Genomic DNA, 20,298 nt, shown 5'->3' on the forward strand with positions numbered 1-20,298 from the left:
GCCGCCGCCGGTTCCTGGTCAGCCGGCGATGCAGGCCGGGTTGCCACCCGTTCCCGGCCAGGCTCCGGTGTACGGGGCGCCACCGCCCGTCCCGGGCCGGGCACTGGCGCAACCTCCATACCCGATGCAGCCCGGACCGCCGTTCCAGTTCCAGGCACCGCCCCCCGGTCAGCAGCCGAACGCAAGCGGTAATCCGGTCGGCGCGGTCCTTTTCGGGCTCTTGGTCTCGGTCGTCGTCTCGCTGCTCTACACCGCTCTCATCCTGGCCACATACAAGGATCAGTCGGTCACGACGGCCAACACCCTCTACCTGGCCCACGCGTTGCTCAACGGTGCGATGGTCGGCTCCCTGGTCGGCCTGATGGCTCACCGCAGCAATGGCGCCCGGATCGGTGGAGCCGTCATCGCCGCACTCGGCGCCTTCTTCGGCTACACCAACGCCCTCCCGCTCATCGTCCTCATGAACCAGACGCCGATATTCGTCATGAATTTGCTGGAGGCCGACCCCTTCTTCCCGGCCAAGTCCTGGTGGACCAGCGATGCCCACGGCGGAGTCGACTGGTTCTCCCCGCTGGGCCTGGTGGTCGCCGCGGCCGCTGCTTGGGGTCTCGCGTACGTGGTCGGCAGCAGGCGCCGTCAGGTATGACTGTGCGCCGGTGCCGGTCCGGCCGCTGTCCGAGCCCGATCGGCAGCCGGAAGCAGTCGACTCCCGTTCGGCTGCACGCTGAAGACGTTCCCTGTACTCCTCCTCATGTCGATCTCCGGCGAAGTCTCCCCGTCGCCCTCCCCCACCGCCACTGTCGTGCCCACCGGCCGGCGAGCCGCGCGGCGGATGATTCGCGGGATGAGCGGAGCTTCGGCTGCTGTCGGCGTCCTCGGCGCGGCGGGGGGCTGATCCGGGCGCGTCGGACGGTAATCCACTCGCGCTGGGAGCCCTCGATGGATGCCAGCACGAACGACAACGGCAGTGTCGCAACGGCGAGGGCGAGCCCCGTCGCCGCCATTCCGGTGCGGATCTCCCGCCTGCCCCGAACTTCCAGGTGAGCGGCGAGCAGCGGCAGCACACAGCACAGGAGAAGGCTGAAGTGCCAGCCCTCCTCCTTGATGAAGAAGACCATCGCACCCAGCAGACCGGTACCGAACCGATGGTCATGATGCGGCAGCGCGAGAGGAAGAGCTCAAGTCCGTCGACCCCGCCGCTGAAACCCATCGCACAACCGCCCTCTCGCCCTCCGGCACTCGTCCTGCTCGCCGCTCACACCGCGGCATGGTCGTATCCACCCGTACCCACCTGTGGAAACCCGTCCGCCGCCGAGAATCCGTTGACAGCCGTCGACATCGCCAGGGCGAGCGCGCTCAGCGCCGACGCGACCGTGTCGAACGCCTTCGAGGCCTCGGCCCACATCTCCATGAGCCGGATGGCCTGTGCCGCGGCCGGCGCGAACATGGCCACCGACGCGGCCTGCCCACCGACGGGAATCAGGTTGACGGCCTGCGCCGCGAGCAGATTGACCAGCCGGATGACGAGCAGGTCGCAGAACATCACCAGGAACGACTTGAGGAACTCGGCGAACTGGAAAGCCAACTGCGCCGCCTGCGCGTAACAGCTCTGCAGGGACTTGCAGGTCTCCTTGATCTCGTCGAGCTTCTTGCAGAACTCGTCGAAGTACACGGTGGCGGCGTCTGCGGCGTTGCCGTCCCGGCTGATGCCGACGTTCTGGTCGCCCTCGCGCACATTGGCGGCGATCGCATCACAGAACGAGTCCAGACTGCCCCACACGTCGGAACAGTCGTTGTACGAGTTCCAGTCGACGAACACCCAGTTCGTCGCGACGGCGAAGGGATCGAAGTCGAAGAGCAGTTTGGACGCCTCCACCGCCACCGCGGAAGGGCTGCCCAGGTCGAGGGCGCCGCCGAGCGTCTTCTGCACCGGGCTCATCTTGTCCTCGTCCACATGGCCGGACGCGTACTTGGCGAGCGGATTGTCGCTGCCTCCGCCAGGTGGCTTCAGCGTGTGCACGGCGTCACCGGCGTCGCTGAAGTCTTGCGGATAGCCCCCGGAAGCACCGGCCGGCACCTTGGACCCCGGGTAGGTGGCGTCGAGTTTCGCCGCCTCGGCGCGGTCCGTCCCCCTGTAGTACTTCGCCATGCCCGCCAGTTTCCTTCGCGGAGGCCTCCAGCACGCCTCTTGACCTTCTCCAGAGCCTTCTTGGCCTCGCTCACATAGCGGTCGTGGTCACCCGCGAAGAGATCCCAGGCGTCTCCGCCCAGCGTCCTCTCGATCCGCGCATTGGTCCCGGTGTACGTGACGGCCTGTGCACTGCCGTCCGCGGCACGCCCCACAAGCTTCGAGAAGCCGTCGATCGCACCGGGTTCTACACGAATGTCCACATCTCCCCCATTGACCACGACGGCTCGTCGCCAGGTACGTCCGCTCAGTACAGGGACCAGCCGCGCCCGTCGTGACGCGACTTCGTACCTGACCGGTTCTCCAACGCCGCACGCTGCTCGTCCTGGAGCTGCCGCCGCTCCTCCTCGAGCCGGCGCTTCCCCTCCGCGGCGAGCGCCTCACGCTCGCTGTCGGGCAGGGAGGCCCACTTCTCGGCGGGGGGAGCCACCTGCCCCACGGCCTGATCGGCGTACGCCGACACATCGGCCGCCTCTCGCAGCCCCATGCGCACCGCGAGGACCTCCTGTGCCGTCTCCTTGAGCGCATCGCCCCCCAGCCCCGAGGCGAGACGGTGCAGGGACTGCCGCAGGATCTTGGCCTGGACGGCGTCCTGCTGCGTCATCCGAACTCGCTGCGCGCCCAGTTCTGCGCGTTCCCCGTGGCGTGCGCGGAGCGGGAGGGCGCCGTGGAGGCGGTGGCCGCAGCCCGGGTGGACGTCTGCGTGGTGCCCGGGGAGCCCGAGCCGGCCGCGGAGGCGGTGGCCCCAGCCCCGTCGGACCCCTGCGTGGTGTGGGCACCGTGTCCGGCCAGCGCGTCGACACCCCGCTGTACGCGATCCCCAACCGCCCCGCTCACCCTCTCCGTCGCGGTGCCCACGGCGTTGTCCGCGTGCGAGTTCAGGTCCGTGTAGCCGGCGACGGTCGATCCCTCGCCCCCGGTGACCTCGTTCTTGAGACCGTCCACGTACTCGCCGGCCGCAGTCCTGGCCACCCCCGCCGTCTCGCCCAGGTCGATGCCGGATCGGGCGTCGCAATAGGTCTCGATGCTCTGCTGCCCGACGTTCTGCGCCATTCCGATGGCGGCCTCTTTGGCCTTGTCCTTGGCGGCGCCGACCACCTTCTCCTGGACGAACTGCTTGGCCTGCTCCTTGATCTGCTGCTTGGCGAACTGTTTGACCTTCTCCTTGGTGATCTTCTCGAGCTGCTCCTTGGCGATCTTCTTGAGGGCGTCCACGGTGGCGTGCTCCATGGCCTTGGTGATCGCCTCCATGACGTCCCTCTTGAGCTTGTCCAGCAGCTCCCGGACGATCACCCGCGTGGCCTGTGTCGCGCCGAGCGCGCCGATCTCGGACAGTCCGAAGGTGAAGGGTGCGGACGCCTGCGCGGCGATGATCTCCAGGGCGAGAGCGACGAGTTGCGCGATCACGGCCAGCTTCGCGGTGAGAACCGCCACCGCGGCCGCGTCGAAGGCAAGAGCGATCACTTCGCACGCGGTCTTCGCGTCCGGGATGTAGCGGTCCTCGCCGCCCACGCCGGTGTAGGCGCCCCAGGCCTTGCTGAAGCCGTCGACCGCCGTGCCGACGTTGACGGCGACGACGGTGCGGGCGAAGCGTTCCCCCTGTGCCTCGATCTCCTCCAGTTGCCTGCCGAAACTCCGCCAGGCCTCGGCGACCTCGTGCAGGGCTTCTTCGTCGGCCTCGGGCCAGGAGTAGCCGAGGAGGTCGAGCACCCAGACGAGCTCGCTGGGCAGTGTGAGCGACATGCCAATAGCCCCGCATTTGTTCAGATGTGGCTGGAAATCCCGTTCAGCAGGTCGCTGTTCGACGCGTCCGATCCGTCGTAGTCGCGTGCCATGTCCTGCAGGTTGTGCCCGATCTGCTGGAGCCGTTTCGCAAGGCTGTCCATCGATGCGAGGATTCCGTCGCGAATCGGCGTGTAGACCTGGCCGAAGAGTTCCCCGAAGTCCGTGTCATCCCAGGGTTCCCCCAATCCTTCGAGGGTGTCCTGAAATCCCTTGGACGCTTTGGAGAATTCACCCCCGAGATCGACGAAGTTCTGCCCCTGCTTCCGGAGCACGGCCGTGTCAACGTCAAAGGTGTCGAACTCCATCGCTCTCCCCCGGACTTCCCTTGCTGCAGTTCGTATTGCATGGCAGGCCGATACCTTGGACTCCTCGCGCACGACCCGGCCAGCCCGCAGGTCAAGAGATCGTCAAGTCGTTCAGGGGGACCAACAGTGGTGACAACACAGCCGAGTTACGGCAGTACAGCGAGCCTGTGGGCGGGAAGGCTGCTCGGCTTGGGACTCCTCGTCGTGGCCGCGGTCGTCGCCGCGGCGACCGTTCCAAAACTGCGCAGCGAACTCGCCGGCGAGGGCACCGATGGAACCCTCACGGTTTCTTCATGCGAAACGCACACGGCGACCCATTACGGCACCCACAGGCGTACCGCTGAACTCAAGTTCAACTGCACCGGAACCTGGACCGCGCAACACGGTGGAGCCACCTACCGAGACGTGTCGGTGCCGACTTCATCGCGTTTCGAAACCGGGGCCAAAATCCCCGTGGTGCACGTGGACGACACCTTCGAGCAGCCGCAGGACCGGGACCCCGGAAAAGACTCCGCGATTCTGGCGTTCTGCCTGTCCTTGCTGGCATTCGGCGTCTTCTGCCTCCGCACCGGCTTCGGCAGCCGCAACGGTCCCGGCTTCGCGGCCTCCTGGCACCGCCTGCCGGCCCCGACCGTCACCGGCCCCCGTCCTCGGCGGCATCTTCGCCTTTGGTGTCCTGGCAGCGCTCGTGTGCTCACTCGCCCGGTAACGCCCGCACCCCTCCTGAGGAACCCCATGACCCAAGTACCCGGGAACGCCGCGACGAACGCCGCCGTGCCCGGCGAGCGCACGGGCCTCGGCCGCCTCATCGGCGCGGGGCTGATCCTCGTAGGACTCGTCCTCCTGGCCCTCGGCGCCTACCTCGGCCCCTGTCGCTACGCCACCTCCACACCGGGCAAGCTCACCGTCGAGACGTGCACCGTCGACTACAAGTACCGTTCCGGCACGTCGGGCAGTTCGCGGAAGCGGACGAAGACCAGGTGGTGCTACGGCACCTTCACCGCCGCCGACGGCTCCGTGAAGGACCTCAACGCCGAACTCAAGAGCGACGCCCTGTACCAGCGCGGCCACGTCCTTCAGGCCCGCAGGATCGGCGACACCTCCTACCAGCTGGACCACGGCTGGGTCGGCGCCATCGCGGTCGGGTGCGCGTGGGGGTTCGGGGCTCTGCCGTTCCTCACCATCGGCTTCTTCGGCACGGTCACCGGCCTCTCCTCCAACCGGGCACCGAGTCAGCGGCTGTTCCGTACCTGCCTCGCGCTGGTCGTGGTGGGAGTGGTCGGGCTGGTCGTCAGTCTGCTGGTGAGGTTCTTCGTGTGACGGTGCCCCGGCGGTCTCCAGCGAGACGAACGAACACCCCGTGCAGCGGCGCCCGCAGGGACCAGGACCCCGACCCGGCAGCCGAGCCGGACTCCGGTCGCCGCGGAGCCGTGAGGTCGGTGCTACGGGTCGTACTGTGGCTGGCGGCGCTGGTCGCCGTCGCGTTCACCGTCGCCGTGGTCCACGGGTTCATCAGGCTGGCCCATGACATCGACCATCCCAGGGACGGCTTCTCCGACTGGCAATGCGCGAGCCGGTCGGGCACCTGCGATCGGTGAACCCAGCCGGGCAGGCGGGACACGTCTCCATCTGCCGGCATCGGTTCCCCGCCGTCAGGCTCGACGGGCGTGGGACGCGAGGCGATCGGCGAACGCGAGGACGAGGTCGCGCAGCTCATCGGGCCGCTCGATGACGAACGGCCGGTCGAGTGAGGCGAGCACCGGAGGCAACCAGTCGAGCCGCTCCACCCGTAGCTCGACACGCATCCAGCGCTCGGTCGCCCGTTCCTCGCCTGCCGGGGGCTCGTCCGCCTCCAGGCTCGCAACACTGGCGGGAAGGTGGGTGCGGATCTGCTCAGCTGTCCCGTGGATCCGCAAGATCACCTCATGCTGGTACTCAGCCGTGGCGAACCCTGACAACACGCGTTGCGCCGGACCGGGGCCCACGGGCGACTCGAAAGAGCCGGGCAGGGCCCTCGCGTCGGCGATGCGATCGAGCCGGAAGGTCCGGTCCTCGCCGATCTCGGCGTCCGAGCCCGTGACGTACCACCGGCCCGAATGGGCGACGATCCCGTACGCGTGCAGTGTGCGTTCGCTGCGTCGACCGTCGGCGTCGGTGTATCTCATGGAGACCGGTCGACGGTGGCGCACCGCATCGGCGATGGTGAGCAGGACGCCGGCGTCCGGGGTGGCGAACTCACCGGGCTGATCCGTGAAGGCGAGCGACTCCAGCAGCATGTCGAGCCGGCGGGCGACGTGCCCCGGCAGCACCCGCCGGATCTTGGCCGATGCCGTCTCGCTCGCCGTGCGGTCCGCCGTCGTCAACCCCAATCGACGGCCGGCGACCAAGCCGAGCAGCACGACCAGCGCCTCGTCGTCACTGAGCATGAGCGGAGGCAGGCGGTACCCGGGGGCGAGCCGGTACCCGCCGTAGCGGCCGCGCACCGACTCCACGGGAACGTCGAGGTCGATCAGGTGGTCCACGTACCGCCGCACAGTACGTCCATTGACGCCGAGCCGGTCGGCGAGTTCGGCCACCGTCCGAGTGCCGCCCGACTGCAGCAGCTCCAGGAGTGTCAGCACGCGGCCGGTGGGTCGAGGCATGGTTCAGCCTAACGCCCAATACAGGTCGGATTCTGTCCACTATTTCTCCTAGCCTGCAGAAGTGCAGTGACTTCACTTGTCAAGGAGATCACCATGGACTTCGTCTCGATCCGGATCATCACCAGCGACGTCGCGCGCCTCGTCGCGTTCTACGAGCGAGCGACAGGGGTGCAGGCGACGTGGGCCACCGAGGACTTCGCCGAACTCAAGACCCCCAACGCCACCCTCGCGATCGCCGGCACCCGCACCGTTCCGCTGTTCGCCCCGGGTTCCGCCCGCCCAGCGGACAACCACAGCGTGATCACCGAGTTCCTCGTCGACGACGTGGACCGCGTTCACCAGAACCTGACCGGCTTCGTCACCGACTTCGTCAACGAGCCCACGACGATGCCCTGGGGCAACCGGTCGCTACTGTTCCGCGACCCCGACGGCAACCTCGTCAACTTCTTCACACCGGTCACCCCGGCAGCCATCGCGAAGTTCACACGTTGACCCCACACACAGCCGTTCCCGCGGGCCGGCCTCCCTGCGATCCCGCGACTCCCGGCGCAGGTCAGCCGAGCCCAGCAGTGCCCAGGAGTGCCAACGGTGAAGGGCAAGCCAGAGCTTCGAGAACGTGGCTGATGCGCAGGGGCAGCCGACGAGAAATTGGACTACGTGTGCGATGTCCTGAAGCGGATTCCGGCGCAGGCATGGACCACTACCTGACCATCTGAGCAGCAGCAGAGTGGCCCTTGTCCAGGGCTCAAAGGTTCCCCCGACACAAGGCGGAGGCCAGCTCAGCCGCGGCCGAACAGGCCTCCCATGCGCGCTCCCAGCTTGCGTGGGTCAAGGCCACCGGTCTTCAACTCGAAAAGCCTGACCACCGAGAGCACCAGCAGCCGACTGACGCGCGGGTCGCTGACCTTCACGTCGAAGCGGGACAGCGGTCCGGCGTGACGGGTCAGCTCGAACGCGGCGCCCTCGGGCCCGGAGAACCGCAGCGTGAGCGGGGCGACGAGATCGCCCATGGCGGAGTCGAAGTTGAAGCGCCCCACCGAGTTGCGGAGCAGTGAACCGAGGCCGGAGGCCTTGCCTTCCAGGACCGCGAGGCCGAACTGCTCCACCCGGACCCGGTCCTTGAAGGGGTTCGGGTGCGCGTCACTGTGCACGCGGCCGACAAGGGTCCGGTCCGGGCCGGCGGCGTCTTTGGCCGTCACCAGCCCCACGAACTGGTCCAGTCGGGGTCCGGCGTAGACCTCACACGGCACCTTCGCCTCCGGCGGGCCGGGCCGACGCACCCGAGCCGCGGCTGCGCTCGCGCCCTCCTCGCGGACCTCCCACACCGTTTGGTCCCGGTGATAGGAGAAGGTGGTCCGGAAGGAACTGAGCGAATCGATCACCGTGCACCCCTCCCTCGCAGTTCTGCCGCTGAGGTGCGGCTCCACCGCGCCGCCGTTCACGAGGCATCGGCCGACGTAAGGCATCGGCCGCCGGGCAGAGTCTGCAAGCCGCTCCCCATTTCCACTGGCGTGCCGGGTCAGGTTCGCGGTGGCGGGACGATGCCCCGACTCAGCGCCTCCAGAGCCCGGGCTTGCTCCTCGGACACCTCGACCGCAACCAGGGAGCCGTCGGCGAAGTGCAGGTCCACGCGTTCCGAGAGCGACGTGTGCCGGATGACGACCCTCCGCAGCTGTCCCGGCGGGATCTCGCCCAGACACCGGGCCTCCCTACGCGGCGTTCCGGGCGGGATTTTGCCGAACAGGGACGCCTTCTTGGTGGGGACCGTGCACATCAGCAGGATCCTGCGGTCGGTGAAGACCATCAGTACCCGTTCATTGTCGTAGTCGGTGCGCGAGATGTCGGGTCCGGTGCGCACAGCGATCGCGAACTGGCCGGCCATGCTCTGCCATCCCCCCGTGAGACCGGCCCCGCGCACGATACGTCGGATCCTGCGGATGATGCCGAAGTCGAAGTTCTCGACGGCATCCGCGGCCGAGAGGGCACCTTCGAAGGCGCCCTCCAACGCGCCTCGCGTGCCCCTCCACTGCTTGCCAGTCCGCAATTCGCGGGGCAGGGTGCGGCGGATCAGATCGCTCAGCTTCACATCGACGATCCCGAGCAGTCGCTCGTGCGGCTGCAGCCATGGTGTGATCAATGGCACATGGGAACCGCCGCCGAACAGGCGCGGTTCGAAGACGGGCTGTGGCGGGCCGAACTGGCCGGCGCTCATCCGAAGTCCTCCTCGATCCGTGTCTTCGGCACACGATACGGGGCCTCGTCCTTGCGGCCGTCGAGCTGGCCGGTCACAGCGTCGACGGCGGGGTCCTTGCTCAGCCCGTCGGTGACCGCACTCATCGGACCGTCAGCGCCGACCACCGCTCCGATGCCGCCTCCGATGACACCCTTCGCGGCGCCGTACACGGCCTTGGTGCCCCTGGCGGCCGCGAACTCCCCGAGGTTCTTCATCGACGGGGAGCTGACCAGGTCCTTGAGGCTCTTGGCCCTGTTGCCCATGCCGCCGATCTTGCGCACGGCCTTGGCCGCCTTCAGGCCGTCCTTGATCGTACGGAAGGACTTGCCGGCCTCCTTGATCTTGCGGACCTCTTCCATCAGCTTGTCCAGCGTCTTCGCCAGGCGGACGGAGACCTCTTCGACCCGTTCGATGAACGCAGTAATCTCGGCATCCGCCACGAGGGCGTCGGCAGCGGTCGCAAGGCCGAGGGTCAGGATGTCGACCGCGACCATCGCTGCGAGCGAGACGATCAGTGCCTCGATCGCCTCCCGAATGATCTCGATGATCATGTTCTCGGCAAGCTGGCACGCAGCAGCCGCCTGACTGATGATCTGCGCGATCTCGTCCATGTCCTTGGCGGTGCCGTCGATGGCCTCGACCACCTGACCCATGTGCCTGCCGAAGGCGTTCGACGCGACGCCTTCCCACTCCCCGGCGAGTGTGCCGCCGCCCTCGCGCAGAGCGTTGCTGACCCCCCGCATCGCTCTCGCCTGGTCCTGCCACTCGTGTGCAGCCGCACTGAGTCCGGCGAGGTTGCCGGTGACCTCCTCCAGCATGTCCATCAACCCGGTGGAGTCGAGCGCCGCCTTGACGATGCTGTCCAGGCCGGCGTCCAAGCCGTCCGCGACGGGATTCTCGATCTCCGGCAGCGGGATCAACGGCTCGTCGACGAAGTCCCGCGTCCACTTGTACGCGTCGCCGATCTGTTGGAAAGTGCCGCCGCTCACTGTCCGCCCCCGAAGGAGGCCTGGATGTGCACGTCCTGGCTCTCGTAGTTCATCGCGGTGTCCTGGAGACCCTCGCAGGTGTCGCGGAGAATCTCGAGCAGATCGGCAAAGTTCTCCTGCTCGGCCTGCACGTGCTCGCGGTACGCCTCGTAAAGGTTTTGTGCGTTCGGCAGCTTGCCGAAGTCGGTCGACGAGAGCGGCACTGACTCCATCCTCGACCAGATACGCGTTATCAGCTCAGCCTGGGCCTGTATGACCTTGTCGTACGACTTCAGCGCGCCCGGATGAACCCGAAATCCCTGATCCCCCACAGCTTCTCCCTGATCGCGGAAACGCACGTGATCATACTTGTGGGACGTTACTCAGGTTGAGCTCGACACGTCCGGTGCATTGAACGCGTCGTGGCCCTGGCCAGGCCGGTGGGTTGGTTTGTCCAGGTCAGACAGGCACCGCCGAGCTTGCCCCTCGGCGTGGTGCCGTTGGGGACTGCGGCTCGGTCGAGGGATCGGTCTCCGAGGAGCGATGAAGCTCTCGGTGACGTCATTGCCGAACGTGAACCGGTGTGTGCCTCGGCCCGAACGCAGTAAGAACCTACTGACCCCCGTAAGGAGGTCGCTGGGCATACGGATTGGAGTGCTGCGGGGGCTGAGCAGGAGGAACCGGGTACCCGTACCCTTGATCGGGAGCTGAGGTCGGGTATGTCCCTTGCATGTGCGGGTACCTCGCTTGCTGGGGCGGGTAGCCCATGTTCTGCGAGTAGGTACCGGTGACGGGGCGGCTGTTCTCCGAGCGGCGGCGACTCCGGGTTACGGCCAAGATGGTGACGGCGGCAATCACGGCTCCGAAGCCGATGACGCTGACGACAAGGACGATTACGCCCATTGAAACAGGATCCTTTCCTGGCCTCGGCTTGGTTCGCTGCTCTCTTGCCCGGATTCCCGGTCGCGTTCCCTGCCCCTGGCCGACGTGTCGGGGGCAGAAACCGATGTCCCAGCCTCAGCACACACAAAGGGGTGGCCGTAATTGGCTACGCACCCCACAGCAGAATCGGCTTCCGCCAATTTCGTTTGTTGATACCTGCCTGCTCGGCCCTGGCGATGCGCTCCGCGCCGGCTTGTTCTCGCCTGGAGGCCGATTTGTCCCAATCGGCAGGATTCAGGAAAAGCATCGCATTGCTGCCCGGCACAATCATCACCCCTCCAAAATCAAGGTCTCCTGCAATCCACGCACCGTGCTCAGTCCCCCCTGGCCAACGGCGTCGCCCGGCGGCATTGATCGCTTTCATCAACGGAGCCCCGTGCCCGCCTCGAGTGGAGATCTTGACTTCGAAAACATTGCCGTACTCGGTCCAGAGTGATCCCTTTTTGACCACACGCGTGTGGAAACGAAGAGGGTAGTGTCGCAACACCTTCTTACATTGGATCAGACGAACACCACCCCATAGGCGGTAACCCGTGAGAACCAGCAAAAACATTGCAGGAACGAAAGGAAGCACAAGGAAGAAACTATTTGGTGCACCTGCCCTGTACAGTGCGATCGGCACCGCGACCAGGACGACAATGACCACGATCCGCGCAGCGAGAACCTTCACCAAGGTGACGTAATTCTGCTTCATCACCTTTTCGATAACCACGGCCTCGGGCACGTCCGATCCCGGTGAGCTCTGTGACATTTCGTCTCCTCGCGCTCGTTGCGCTCGACTAACCGAAGTCATTCCTGATTGCGTCGGAATCCGCGGCATCCGCCACCCCACTGCCATTGACCACGGAATCCGCAAACGCAGGATCGGTGAACGTCAGAGTATGCGCGACTCCGAGAAGCACGTCCCGATAGGAATCAGCGAGGTCCACGGCGGCTGTCACCAACTGCAGCAGGATGATGTCGTCAGTTCCCGGGCCCGTCACAGCAACCGTTCCCTGCCAGACCATCACCTCGGGGGACGCGTCACCTGCCTCGGACGACGTGCTGGTGGCAGGCGCACGTCGCCTCTTCTCTGCGAGAAACCCCACTCCACACGGCAGTTCTAGAGGGCGCATGCCTTCGTCGGGACGGTCGGCAGCCGATCCGGCAAGGCTGGCAAGCACGAGTTTGGCGTTGGCTCCGGATGTCGGGAAGCTCGAAACTGTAAGGACCGAGGAGGTGACTCCACCAGCGTCGTCCGGGTGCAGCCCTAGCGCGCACCCAAGCACGTTCTGAGCATTCAGCAAGCCCACGACACCGGTATAGAACTGTACGACGCGTTCCGCGCGGTCGCGCAACTCGTCTGGCAAGCTGAGCACCTGCTTGATCAGCTCCACGACCCGTTCCACAGGCGGATCGAGGTCCAGCTGCAGATAACCATGCGGAAGTCCGTACCAGAGCAGAGGTTTGCGCTGATTCTCAGCATCGGTCAAGACGTCAGTCACTGTGCGATCCATTCTGCAGATACTGCTGTCCCCTCTACAACCATCCCAGCAGCCCTGCGATGTCGTGCAGTGTGGCAGCAGCCTTTGTGGTCTCTGCACTGTTGTGTTCAACGCCGTGGTCCGGAACCAATCCCAGACTCTCAGCGGACGACACCATGTTCGCGGCGGTATTCAGACCGCCGGCAGTGATGGCGCCCATCAGCTTGGCCGACCCGCCAACACCTTGCCTGGCAAGACGCCACGATTCGGCGGTCTCCTCGGTGGCGGTCTTCGAGAAGGCGGGGACGACCTCCCTGACGAAGGCTCCGGCCTTTTCTGCGTTTGATACAGCCACGCCCATTCTGCCGGCCATGCCCACCCCCTCGGCTACTTCCTTCGCCGCAGCACCCAGGGCAGCTCCGCCAGGGATCATGCCAACCGTATCACCGGCCATGGATGCCCAGGCGGAGAACATATCCATACCGCTCCCGCCGCCGAACAAGTCGCTTCGGAACTTGGCGTCGGCCAAATTCTTGGACATCGAGGCCGCGCTGGCGACCACCGCGATGCCGGCAAACAGTGGAGTCAGCGGCGTGGGGAAGAGTGCCAGCAGGCCGGCAATTGCGCCAATCGTTCCCGCGTGCTCCAGCAGGAACTCACCAGTTTCCTTGATGCCGTCCCACATGGCATCGACGGCCTTGCTCAGCCACCCCGGTTCCTTCGGCGCCAGCTTATCCGTGGCCTCGTCGAGAGACTTGGCGACCGTTTCCGCATTGTCCGCGTGGGTGGTCTCCAGCACCCGAGCCTTCGCGATGATGTCGTCGTACTCGCCGTTGGCCTTGTTCAGCGCGAGCGTGGCTTCGTTGAGGTTGCGCTCAGCTGCCCGCAGCCGCGCCGTCGCCGCGTCGGCTTCTGCCTGAGTCGCGAACTGGTGGCCAGCGAGCTTGAGGTCCGGGTCCTTCTCGGCTTGAGCGTGACGCTCCGTGGCCGCTGTGATGGCGGCCTTCTTTTCGGCAGCGGCATCGTCGTACTTTTGTGCCAGGTCGCGGTGGGACGTCAGGTAGCCATCCCACTTGTCGAGCTGCACGGAAGCCTTCTCCAGCGATCGAGCAGCATTCTTGATGTAAGTCGGCAGCTCACCGTCGATCGCGTGCCGGAAGGCCTGCGCCGCGTCGCCCTGCCAGTAACTGCTTTCGCCGATCAGCTTCTGGAGCTGCGTGTGACAGCTCCGCAGCGCGGTGGCGGCAGAAGCCACCTTCCGGCGCAGGGCGTCGACTTCGGCAGGAATGCCCGGCACGGGATTCCACCCGAGGTTCGGGTAGGGGTTCGCTGCCATTACTTCGTCCGTCCCTGTCCCGACGTCCCCTGCTTTGCGATGTCCTTGAAGGCTTTCTCCAGAGCGTCTTCGACCTCCTCGTAAGCCTTCTTGTTGGACTTCACACCCTTGCTGATCGCGTCGATCATTTCCTTCGTCTGCTCGGATCCGTATCTCCAGCGCTCCTGGAAACCGTCACACGCCTCGTCCAGACGCTGGGTTCCGATCTGATCGGCGCGGACATGAGCCAGCGCGGAACGAGCCTCGTTGAGGTCCCTGATGCACCCCTCGAGGGTTTTCAGAAACTGACCCAACTGATCCGTGTCCGTTTTGAAGTGATCCCCCATGGGATATCTCCTCTGATGCTGGATGGTGCTGGACCGAGTCCGCTTCAGCAGATGAGCACTGACGAAGGAGCCCCTTCAGCGATGCTGGATTCGCGACTACGACGCGGACCGACCCAAAAATCTGGATGGGGCGCTTCTTGCCGGGTAGACATCGCTCAGGAACCGGATAGCACCGGACCGCGGTGCTTACCTGCTCAGAAACGGCAGCGGGCTCCGGGCTGACGTGGCTTCTGCGCAAGGCGCGGCAAGCTCCGGCCTACGGATGAACTTGCGAGAGCGCATGGATCAGCGGCATGCCCAAAATGGCGCACGCCCTTGAACAATGCGGCTGTTCCTCCTATTGGCCCTGCTGTGGGGGCCGCTGTGCATACGGGTTCGGGTGCTGCGGAAACTGGCCTGGAGGCATGGGGTAACCCTGATTGGGAGCCGCGTCGGGGTACGGCTGATGGCCCGTCGGGTACTGAGGCGGGTAGCCCGTACTCTGAGGGGGGACTGCGCCGCCGGAGCCGGGGCCGCCGCCACTACCTCGGTTGCGGCGGCTGCGGATTACCGCGAAGACGATCGCGAAGACGACCATGACGGCTGCGAGACCGGCAATGAGAAAGGTGGTGCTTGAGGAGGACTTGTTCTTTTCCTTGGCCACATTCGTGCCATCGTTGCCCTTCGAGGCGCTGCCGGACTGTGTGGACGTGGACGGCGAGGCCTGGGCAAGCGGGCCTTGCTTGGGGCCCTTGGGAATGTCCTCTGTTAGCGCTGCATAAGGACGGATGATGCCGTATCCATATTGCTCGTCAGGCACCTTCTTGACTTTGTGGCTGAGGAAGGTGGCCGACTTGATCATGCGATTGATGACCTGACCGGCAGTGAGGTCCGGGTACTTGGCGCGAATGAGGGCTGCGGTGGCGGAGACGTACGCAGTTGCGTCAGACGTGCCCGTCCCAGATGAATAGCCATTGGAATGATTCGTGTCTGCCCGTACGATGTTTACTCCCGGAGCGGTGAGTGTCACTCCGTCACCAAAGTTGGAGTTAGACCAAAGATTCAGCGACTCATCAACGGCGCCCACCGCTACCACACCAGGAAGTTTCGCCGGGTATTCGATACCAGCGTTTCCATCATTTCCCGCACCGGCCACAACAACAACGTTGTGCTGCTGGGCATACCTGATGGCATCTGCTGCCTCCGAACCAGGTCCAGCAGAAGAATCAATAAATGACAGATTGATTACCGAGGCACCGTGATCGACTGCATAGCGAACCCCAGACGGCCACCCGTCACCTGCGCCGTCATCTCCGACCTTAATCGGCAAAATCTTGACCTTAGGTGCCAAACCGATCACGCCTGCAGAGTTATTTACCCCGTGTCCATGTCCAGCAATGATGCTCGCCATGCCGGTGCCGTGACCGTCAACGTCGCCTTCCGCGTCTCCGCCACTTCCAGAGAAGTCCCTGCCCTTCAACACCTGCCCAGTCAGATCAGGGTGACTACCATCCACTCCGCTATCGACGACCGCAACGGTGACGCCTTGGCCCTGTGACTGTGACCAGACCTTCTTGAAGTCGATGACGTCAATGACCCACTGCTTGTCTCGAACGTAGTCCGCTGAGGCAGTGGGAGCCGAGGTGAGGAGCAAGGCTCCCGTCAATGCCACGACACCTGCCGTGGACCAGACTCGCTTGAAACCCAATTCCTTGCTCCTCACTCAGGTATGGCTGGTGCCCAGCCTTCACACCCGGGCAGACGGCGACTTTCCGTCTGCTCCTTCTTGCGTGCTTACTCGATGGTCCGCGGCACGTTGCGGCTTCGGTCCTCTTCCGAAATCCAGGTCTCTTCGTCCTCGACCAAGTAGTCGGGACGGTCGCCCTGGCCATTCTCTTTCTCGGACCGCCGGCCCTTGCCGCCTGCTCCGCCGGCTGCGCCGGCCTGCGTTCCGCCCCGGCTGCCGTGCAAGCCTGCCCCGCCGCCGGCACCCTTGCCGACCCCCTTGGCCGCACCGACCACACCGCCACGAGCCCTCGCGAGGGCTCCACGACCGCCAGCGCTGACGCCGCCTCGGCCTGCCGCGCCAGCTCCGCCGGTACCCATGCCACCGATACCGGCTCGGCCTCCGACACCGCGGCCTGCTGCCGCGCCACCAGCCAAACCACCGCGACCGGCTAGGGCCCCGATCCCGCCAGCAGAACCGCCTGCGAGGCCGGCAGTTCCACCAGGTACTCCGATCCCCGCGCTCAGTGCGCCACCAGTACCGAGGCCACCGCCAGCACCGACGTTAGCTCCGCCAACGCCCGTACTGGGGCCAGTCCCAGTCAGGCCGGGAGAGATACTGTCCACATTCGTCCGGGCTGTCGGAAGCTCCGACGTGGCCGTCGGAAGCTGCGTACCTCCCGTGATGCCAGGGTCACGGGGCACCGTGGGGGCCGGCTTGATACTTGTGGTCGAGCCTGCGCTCCACGGTTTGTTGGCCACACGACCAGTACTCGGGCCCCCAGGCAACGCGCTGGGGACTGTGATGGGAGGTGGCATCGTCACATCATTGTGTGGAGGGTTGACACTTTTCTCAGTGTCGACCCACTTGTTTTTCTCAAGGTTCTGCGTATAAACCTTGTAGTTGGTCGCCAAGTTCTCCATCACCGCCACGGCCTGCAGCTTTCGCTCCATTCCTAGCGACAAATTCTTCTCGTTCGCCTTAGCGACGGTGTCGGCACTGACACCCGCAGCCAGGTCTTTCATCGCCTGTGCGTCATCGCGACCGTCGTCATTCAACCTGTCGCCCGCGCTCTCGAGCGTGGACGGTTCGTGAATGTCCTGCATCTTGGTGATGGCAGCGTCGAGATCCGTGCTGATCGCAAAGAGTTGCTCCGCCGTGAAGTTGGCGTACGCAGCCCCGTTCCGTAGCTGGACACCGATCGCGTCCGCCCTGCGCTTAAAGGCTTCGGCCGCCTGGCCTTCCCAGTGCTCGAGGACGTCATCGACGGCTTTCTGGAGGTCCCCGGCGATACTACCCTTGGCTGGCTGCGTGTCTACGGCACCGGTCTTACCGTCACCGTCGCCGCCGGAAAGGATTTGATGGACGCTCTTCCAGTGATCCCCGACCCTCGCAATCGTTCCCGGGTCGGAGTTCAGGATCATCTTACGCAGCCCATTGACCGAGTATTCCATGAAGTGCGTCTTGAAGCCCTTGCGGTCGATGGCCTTTCCGTGGCGCTTGACCGTGTCGGACTCAATGAGCCGGTCATGCTCCTTCCGTTGCGCTGCCTTCCTCTCCTTTTCCTGGGACTGGGCGAACTGCTGGCTGGCTTCGCGGTCCTGTCTAGCGTCGGTCATGGCCAACTCCCCTCGTCAGTGCTGTTTCCGGAACTCGACTACTTAGAAGCCAGCTGGCCCTTCTTGGGGCCACCCGAGTCGCCACCCATACCGCGCTTGATCTCGTGCTCCTCGTCGTTGTACCTGTCCCGAACCTTCGAGGTTTTTGTACTGAAGTCGTCGATCAATCCGTGGAGCTTTTCGATGATCGTCTCGATCTTGGTCTTCATTTCCCTGTGAGCCGCGTGTAGTTCAGCAGCCTCTTCGAACACACAAGACTTTCCCGAAACCTGACCGAAGGCATCCATCGGGATTTCCGTGTTGTACTTCGACGTGGTGCCGGCCTTGTCCATGTCGTCCAGCAGTCTCCAGAGCCTGCGGATGACCTCATCCAGCGCGCTCAGATCAACACGCATTCCGTTGCTCATACCCCGTTGTCCTCTCCCCTGTTACTCAAGTTCTCAGCACCCGCTCGGTGCTCAAGCCGCCCAGTCATCGCCCGGACCGACCAGCCGACTGCCTGACCGCGCCAACCCGCCGACTCCGCCAGTCCCGCACAGCGACCCCACTCCCCGCAGCCGTAAGCACCAGGACAAGTCCCGTCCCCAGCACATAAATGGCGATCCGCCGTTGCCGTTCCGCCTCGCTCTCCCCCATCGTCACCGCCATCGGAATGACTCCGCCAGACCCCGCCTTCACCGGCGGGTCCGGTGTCGGGGACGTGCCCGGTGTGGAATCGTCCGACAGGGCGGCGACCGGGTCGACAACCCCCCACCCGATGTAGCGGTTCGGACCACGCCCCGGCCGCTGAGCCGTCTGCTCGATCCGGGTGGCGATCTGGGCCGCCGTCCAGGTCGGGTGCTTCTCCTTCAACAGGGCCGCGACGCCCGCGACGTACGGGGCCGCGAAGCTCGTGCCGTCGGCGGTGCACTGGCCGCCCTTCGGGACCGTGGAGACCATGCCGACGCCCGGTGCCGCTACGTCGACGAAGTCGCCCGCCTGCGAGAAGAAGGCGCGTTCGTCGTTGCGGTCGGAGGCCGCTACCGCCAGGACGCCCGGGTACGAGGCCGGGTAGGTGTCTGCGGACTTACCGTCGGCTCCGTCGTTTCCTGCGGCGGCGACAATCAGCGCGCCCGCATTCACGGCCGCTGCCACGGCACTGCGCAGGGTCGGATCGTCCTTCTTGTTCGCGGTGTCCGACGAGATGTTGATGATGTCCACACCCTTGGCGACCGCGTCGCGAATCGCCGAGGCCATCGTCCCCGAGTTGCCCTGCTTGTTCTCCCCGCCCGTGTAGCGGAGAGAGAGGATCTTGGCGTCCGGAGCAATGCCCGCGAAGCCCGTCCCCTTCATCGGACGAGCCGCGATGATGCCCGCCACCCGCGTGCCGTGGCCTTCCAGGTCCTGGGTGCCGGAGCCGCCGACGTAGGACTTGCTGTCTGACGCCACGGCTGCGCTCAGCTGACGGTTGGAGCTGTCCACGCCCGTGTCGATCACCGCGACCGTAACGCCCTTGCCCGTGGCCTGTGCGCGCAGTTGGTCCAGGAGGATCCGCTGGAGTGACCACGGCGTCGACTTGATGACGGGGCCGCCGAACATGCATTCGGTCGTGGTCGTGTCGCCGGAGCCGGGGTCCGAGTCGGTGAGGTGGGTGGGCGCCGCCGCGCCGGCCGGCGCCGAGCCGGCCAGCGCCGGCGTGCCCGGTGCGAGGCAGATTCCCGTGGCTGCGAGCACGCCGAAGGCCCGCCGTACGGTGGCGGTTCCAGCGGTGCGGCTACGCGAACGAGCGGTCGTGCCCCGCATGTTCAGGTCCCCCATGTTCACGCCCTGAGGGCTTTCTTGGTTCCTTGCTTCCTTCGAAGCTGAGTTGTTGGTGCGTAGGTGAAGATGCGCCAATGCCTGTGCAGATTCCAGGGATTTACCGTGCGCGGCCCCGGACAAGGGCTCGGCCCAGCGGACGCCTTGGCGTCGGCTGGGCCGATTCTCCTCATGTCATGTTCCTCGGGCCGCCGACGGGCTCAGCCCCAGGTCGAGGCGTTGCTCTTCTCGGTGGCCTGGTAGTTCTCGGCCGCGTTCTGCAGGGCCGCGGCAATCTTCAGCAGCGTCGCGTGCAGGTCCGCGGCGGTCTTGTCCCATTCGCGCTGCTTGCGCTGGTAGCCCTCCTGGGCCTCGCCTTCCCAGGTGTTGGCGACGCGCTTGACCGCGGCCTCGAGGTCGTCGAGCTGCTGCTTGATGCGGCCGGCGGTGGAGCGCACGTCCGAGGACGCGTTCGTGATCGTGGCGTAATTTACGAGGATGCCCGACATCGTCGTTCCCTTTCAGGAAGAGTCGAAGGAAAGCGGTGGCAACCGGTCGCGATCGGCGGCAACCGGTGACGACCGTGGATGGTGGTGAAGAGCGCTGAGGAGCAGAAAGTCGAGTCCTGGTATTCGGCTCAGCCGAAGTCGGACATGATCTTGCTGATCTCGGAGTTCTGCTGCTCTTCCGACGCGGAGTAGTTGCTCCGCGTGGAGTCCACGGCTTCCTTGATGTCGTTGAGGATGTCGCTCATCCTCTTCGCGTCCGCGTTCCAGCGTTCCTGCAGCTGGTGGTAGGACTGGGCCGCCTGGCCCTGCCAGCCGCCCGCGATCTGGTCGATCACTCCGTTGAGACGGCGAATCTCACCCTGAAGCTGACCGTTCACGGTGTTGATGTCGCCGGAGAGCTTGGTCAGTTCGTCTTCTGTTACCCGGAACTGGCCGGCCATGTTGAACCTTCCCCCATGTCGTCGTTGATCCGGGAAACCTGCACCAGTACCCGGAGAAGCG

Annotated in this window: 23 protein-coding genes; 4 read left to right on the plus strand and 19 right to left on the minus strand. The window is 65.4% G+C overall.

The window, feature by feature from the left end; translation table 11 throughout:
• Positions 1-124 precede the first annotated feature (124 nt).
• The gene (locus ACFYZJ_RS21240) at positions 125-646 is read left to right on the plus strand and encodes a hypothetical protein (protein ID WP_388570360.1); all 522 of its coding nucleotides are present in this window, start codon (positions 125-127) and stop codon (positions 644-646) included.
• Between the two features lie 609 nt (positions 647-1,255).
• Here the strand turns inward: ACFYZJ_RS21240 and ACFYZJ_RS21245 are convergent.
• The 4 genes from ACFYZJ_RS21245 to ACFYZJ_RS21260 all read right to left on the minus strand — a co-directional run bounded on the left by ACFYZJ_RS21245 (position 1,256) and on the right by ACFYZJ_RS21260 (position 4,278).
• Entirely contained in the window at positions 1,256-2,149 is an 894-nt protein-coding gene (locus ACFYZJ_RS21245) for a hypothetical protein (RefSeq protein WP_388570362.1), read from the minus strand.
• 286 nt (positions 2,150-2,435) lie between these two features.
• On the minus strand, positions 2,436-2,792 hold the full coding sequence (locus ACFYZJ_RS21250; protein ID WP_388570363.1) for a hypothetical protein: 357 nt from the start codon (positions 2,790-2,792) through the stop codon (positions 2,436-2,438).
• The gene (locus ACFYZJ_RS21255) at positions 2,789-3,931 is read right to left on the minus strand and encodes a PE-PGRS family protein (protein ID WP_388570365.1); all 1,143 of its coding nucleotides are present in this window, start codon (positions 3,929-3,931) and stop codon (positions 2,789-2,791) included. Before ACFYZJ_RS21255 ends, ACFYZJ_RS21250 begins: the two co-directional genes overlap by 4 nt.
• 20 nt (positions 3,932-3,951) lie before the next feature.
• Positions 3,952-4,278 (minus strand): hypothetical protein, encoded by a 327-nt coding sequence (locus ACFYZJ_RS21260; RefSeq protein ID WP_388570366.1) that lies wholly within the window; start codon positions 4,276-4,278, stop codon positions 3,952-3,954.
• 735 nt (positions 4,279-5,013) lie between these two features.
• Between ACFYZJ_RS21260 and ACFYZJ_RS21265 the strand changes: the two genes are divergently transcribed.
• Complete coding sequence (locus tag ACFYZJ_RS21265) at positions 5,014-5,598, plus strand: hypothetical protein (protein WP_388570367.1); 585 nt, start codon at positions 5,014-5,016, stop codon at positions 5,596-5,598.
• 119 nt (positions 5,599-5,717) lie between these two features.
• Positions 5,718-5,876 (plus strand): hypothetical protein, encoded by a 159-nt coding sequence (locus tag ACFYZJ_RS21270; RefSeq protein WP_388570368.1) that lies wholly within the window; start codon positions 5,718-5,720, stop codon positions 5,874-5,876.
• A gap of 54 nt (positions 5,877-5,930) precedes the next feature.
• On the opposite strand, the gene ACFYZJ_RS21275 is transcribed toward ACFYZJ_RS21270, so the two are convergent.
• The gene (locus ACFYZJ_RS21275) at positions 5,931-6,920 is read right to left on the minus strand and encodes a helix-turn-helix transcriptional regulator (RefSeq protein WP_388570369.1); all 990 of its coding nucleotides are present in this window, start codon (positions 6,918-6,920) and stop codon (positions 5,931-5,933) included.
• A gap of 93 nt (positions 6,921-7,013) precedes the next feature.
• Between ACFYZJ_RS21275 and ACFYZJ_RS21280 the strand changes: the two genes are divergently transcribed.
• Positions 7,014-7,412, plus strand: a complete 399-nt coding sequence (locus ACFYZJ_RS21280) for a VOC family protein (protein WP_388570371.1) — start codon at positions 7,014-7,016, stop codon at positions 7,410-7,412.
• 287 nt (positions 7,413-7,699) lie between these two features.
• On the opposite strand, the gene ACFYZJ_RS21285 is transcribed toward ACFYZJ_RS21280, so the two are convergent.
• The 14 genes from ACFYZJ_RS21285 to ACFYZJ_RS21350 all read right to left on the minus strand — a co-directional run bounded on the left by ACFYZJ_RS21285 (position 7,700) and on the right by ACFYZJ_RS21350 (position 20,237).
• Positions 7,700-8,302 (minus strand): hypothetical protein, encoded by a 603-nt coding sequence (locus ACFYZJ_RS21285; RefSeq protein WP_388570372.1) that lies wholly within the window; start codon positions 8,300-8,302, stop codon positions 7,700-7,702.
• A gap of 137 nt (positions 8,303-8,439) precedes the next feature.
• The gene (locus ACFYZJ_RS21290) at positions 8,440-9,132 is read right to left on the minus strand and encodes a hypothetical protein (protein WP_388570373.1); all 693 of its coding nucleotides are present in this window, start codon (positions 9,130-9,132) and stop codon (positions 8,440-8,442) included.
• Complete coding sequence (locus tag ACFYZJ_RS21295; RefSeq protein ID WP_388570375.1) at positions 9,129-10,142, minus strand: WXG100 family type VII secretion target; 1,014 nt, start codon at positions 10,140-10,142, stop codon at positions 9,129-9,131. The genes ACFYZJ_RS21290 and ACFYZJ_RS21295 overlap by 4 nt, the downstream gene beginning before the upstream one ends.
• Positions 10,139-10,480 (minus strand): hypothetical protein, encoded by a 342-nt coding sequence (locus ACFYZJ_RS21300; protein ID WP_388570377.1) that lies wholly within the window; start codon positions 10,478-10,480, stop codon positions 10,139-10,141. Before ACFYZJ_RS21300 ends, ACFYZJ_RS21295 begins: the two co-directional genes overlap by 4 nt.
• Before the next feature lie 689 nt (positions 10,481-11,169).
• Complete coding sequence (locus ACFYZJ_RS21305; protein ID WP_388570378.1) at positions 11,170-11,814, minus strand: hypothetical protein; 645 nt, start codon at positions 11,812-11,814, stop codon at positions 11,170-11,172.
• 28 nt (positions 11,815-11,842) lie between these two features.
• Positions 11,843-12,547 (minus strand): hypothetical protein, encoded by a 705-nt coding sequence (locus ACFYZJ_RS21310; protein WP_388570380.1) that lies wholly within the window; start codon positions 12,545-12,547, stop codon positions 11,843-11,845.
• A gap of 34 nt (positions 12,548-12,581) precedes the next feature.
• A complete protein-coding gene (locus ACFYZJ_RS21315; RefSeq protein ID WP_388570382.1) occupies positions 12,582-13,862 on the minus strand; it encodes a hypothetical protein in 1,281 nt (426 codons plus the stop codon).
• Positions 13,862-14,188 carry a hypothetical protein gene (locus tag ACFYZJ_RS21320; protein ID WP_388570384.1) on the minus strand — a complete coding sequence of 109 codons (327 nt, stop codon included), beginning with the start codon at positions 14,186-14,188 and terminating at the stop codon, positions 13,862-13,864. Before ACFYZJ_RS21320 ends, ACFYZJ_RS21315 begins: the two co-directional genes overlap by 1 nt.
• 337 nt (positions 14,189-14,525) lie before the next feature.
• On the minus strand, positions 14,526-15,875 hold the full coding sequence (mycP, locus tag ACFYZJ_RS21325) for a type VII secretion-associated serine protease mycosin (protein WP_388570385.1): 1,350 nt from the start codon (positions 15,873-15,875) through the stop codon (positions 14,526-14,528).
• An 86-nt stretch (positions 15,876-15,961) separates the two neighbouring features.
• The gene (locus ACFYZJ_RS21330) at positions 15,962-17,512 is read right to left on the minus strand and encodes a hypothetical protein (RefSeq protein WP_388570387.1); all 1,551 of its coding nucleotides are present in this window, start codon (positions 17,510-17,512) and stop codon (positions 15,962-15,964) included.
• A gap of 38 nt (positions 17,513-17,550) precedes the next feature.
• Positions 17,551-17,919 (minus strand): hypothetical protein, encoded by a 369-nt coding sequence (locus ACFYZJ_RS21335; protein WP_388570388.1) that lies wholly within the window; start codon positions 17,917-17,919, stop codon positions 17,551-17,553.
• A gap of 64 nt (positions 17,920-17,983) precedes the next feature.
• Positions 17,984-19,432 carry a type VII secretion-associated serine protease mycosin gene (mycP, locus tag ACFYZJ_RS21340; protein ID WP_388570389.1) on the minus strand — a complete coding sequence of 483 codons (1,449 nt, stop codon included), beginning with the start codon at positions 19,430-19,432 and terminating at the stop codon, positions 17,984-17,986.
• Positions 19,433-19,509: 77 nt separating this feature from the next.
• A complete protein-coding gene (locus ACFYZJ_RS21345; protein ID WP_388570391.1) occupies positions 19,510-19,797 on the minus strand; it encodes a WXG100 family type VII secretion target in 288 nt (95 codons plus the stop codon).
• 128 nt (positions 19,798-19,925) lie between these two features.
• On the minus strand, positions 19,926-20,237 hold the full coding sequence (locus tag ACFYZJ_RS21350) for a WXG100 family type VII secretion target (RefSeq protein WP_103843682.1): 312 nt from the start codon (positions 20,235-20,237) through the stop codon (positions 19,926-19,928).
• Between the last annotated feature and the right edge of the window lie 61 nt (positions 20,238-20,298).

The organism is Streptomyces sp. NPDC001848, from assembly GCF_042891915.1.
Classification (GTDB): Bacteria; Actinomycetota; Actinomycetes; order Streptomycetales; family Streptomycetaceae; genus Streptomyces.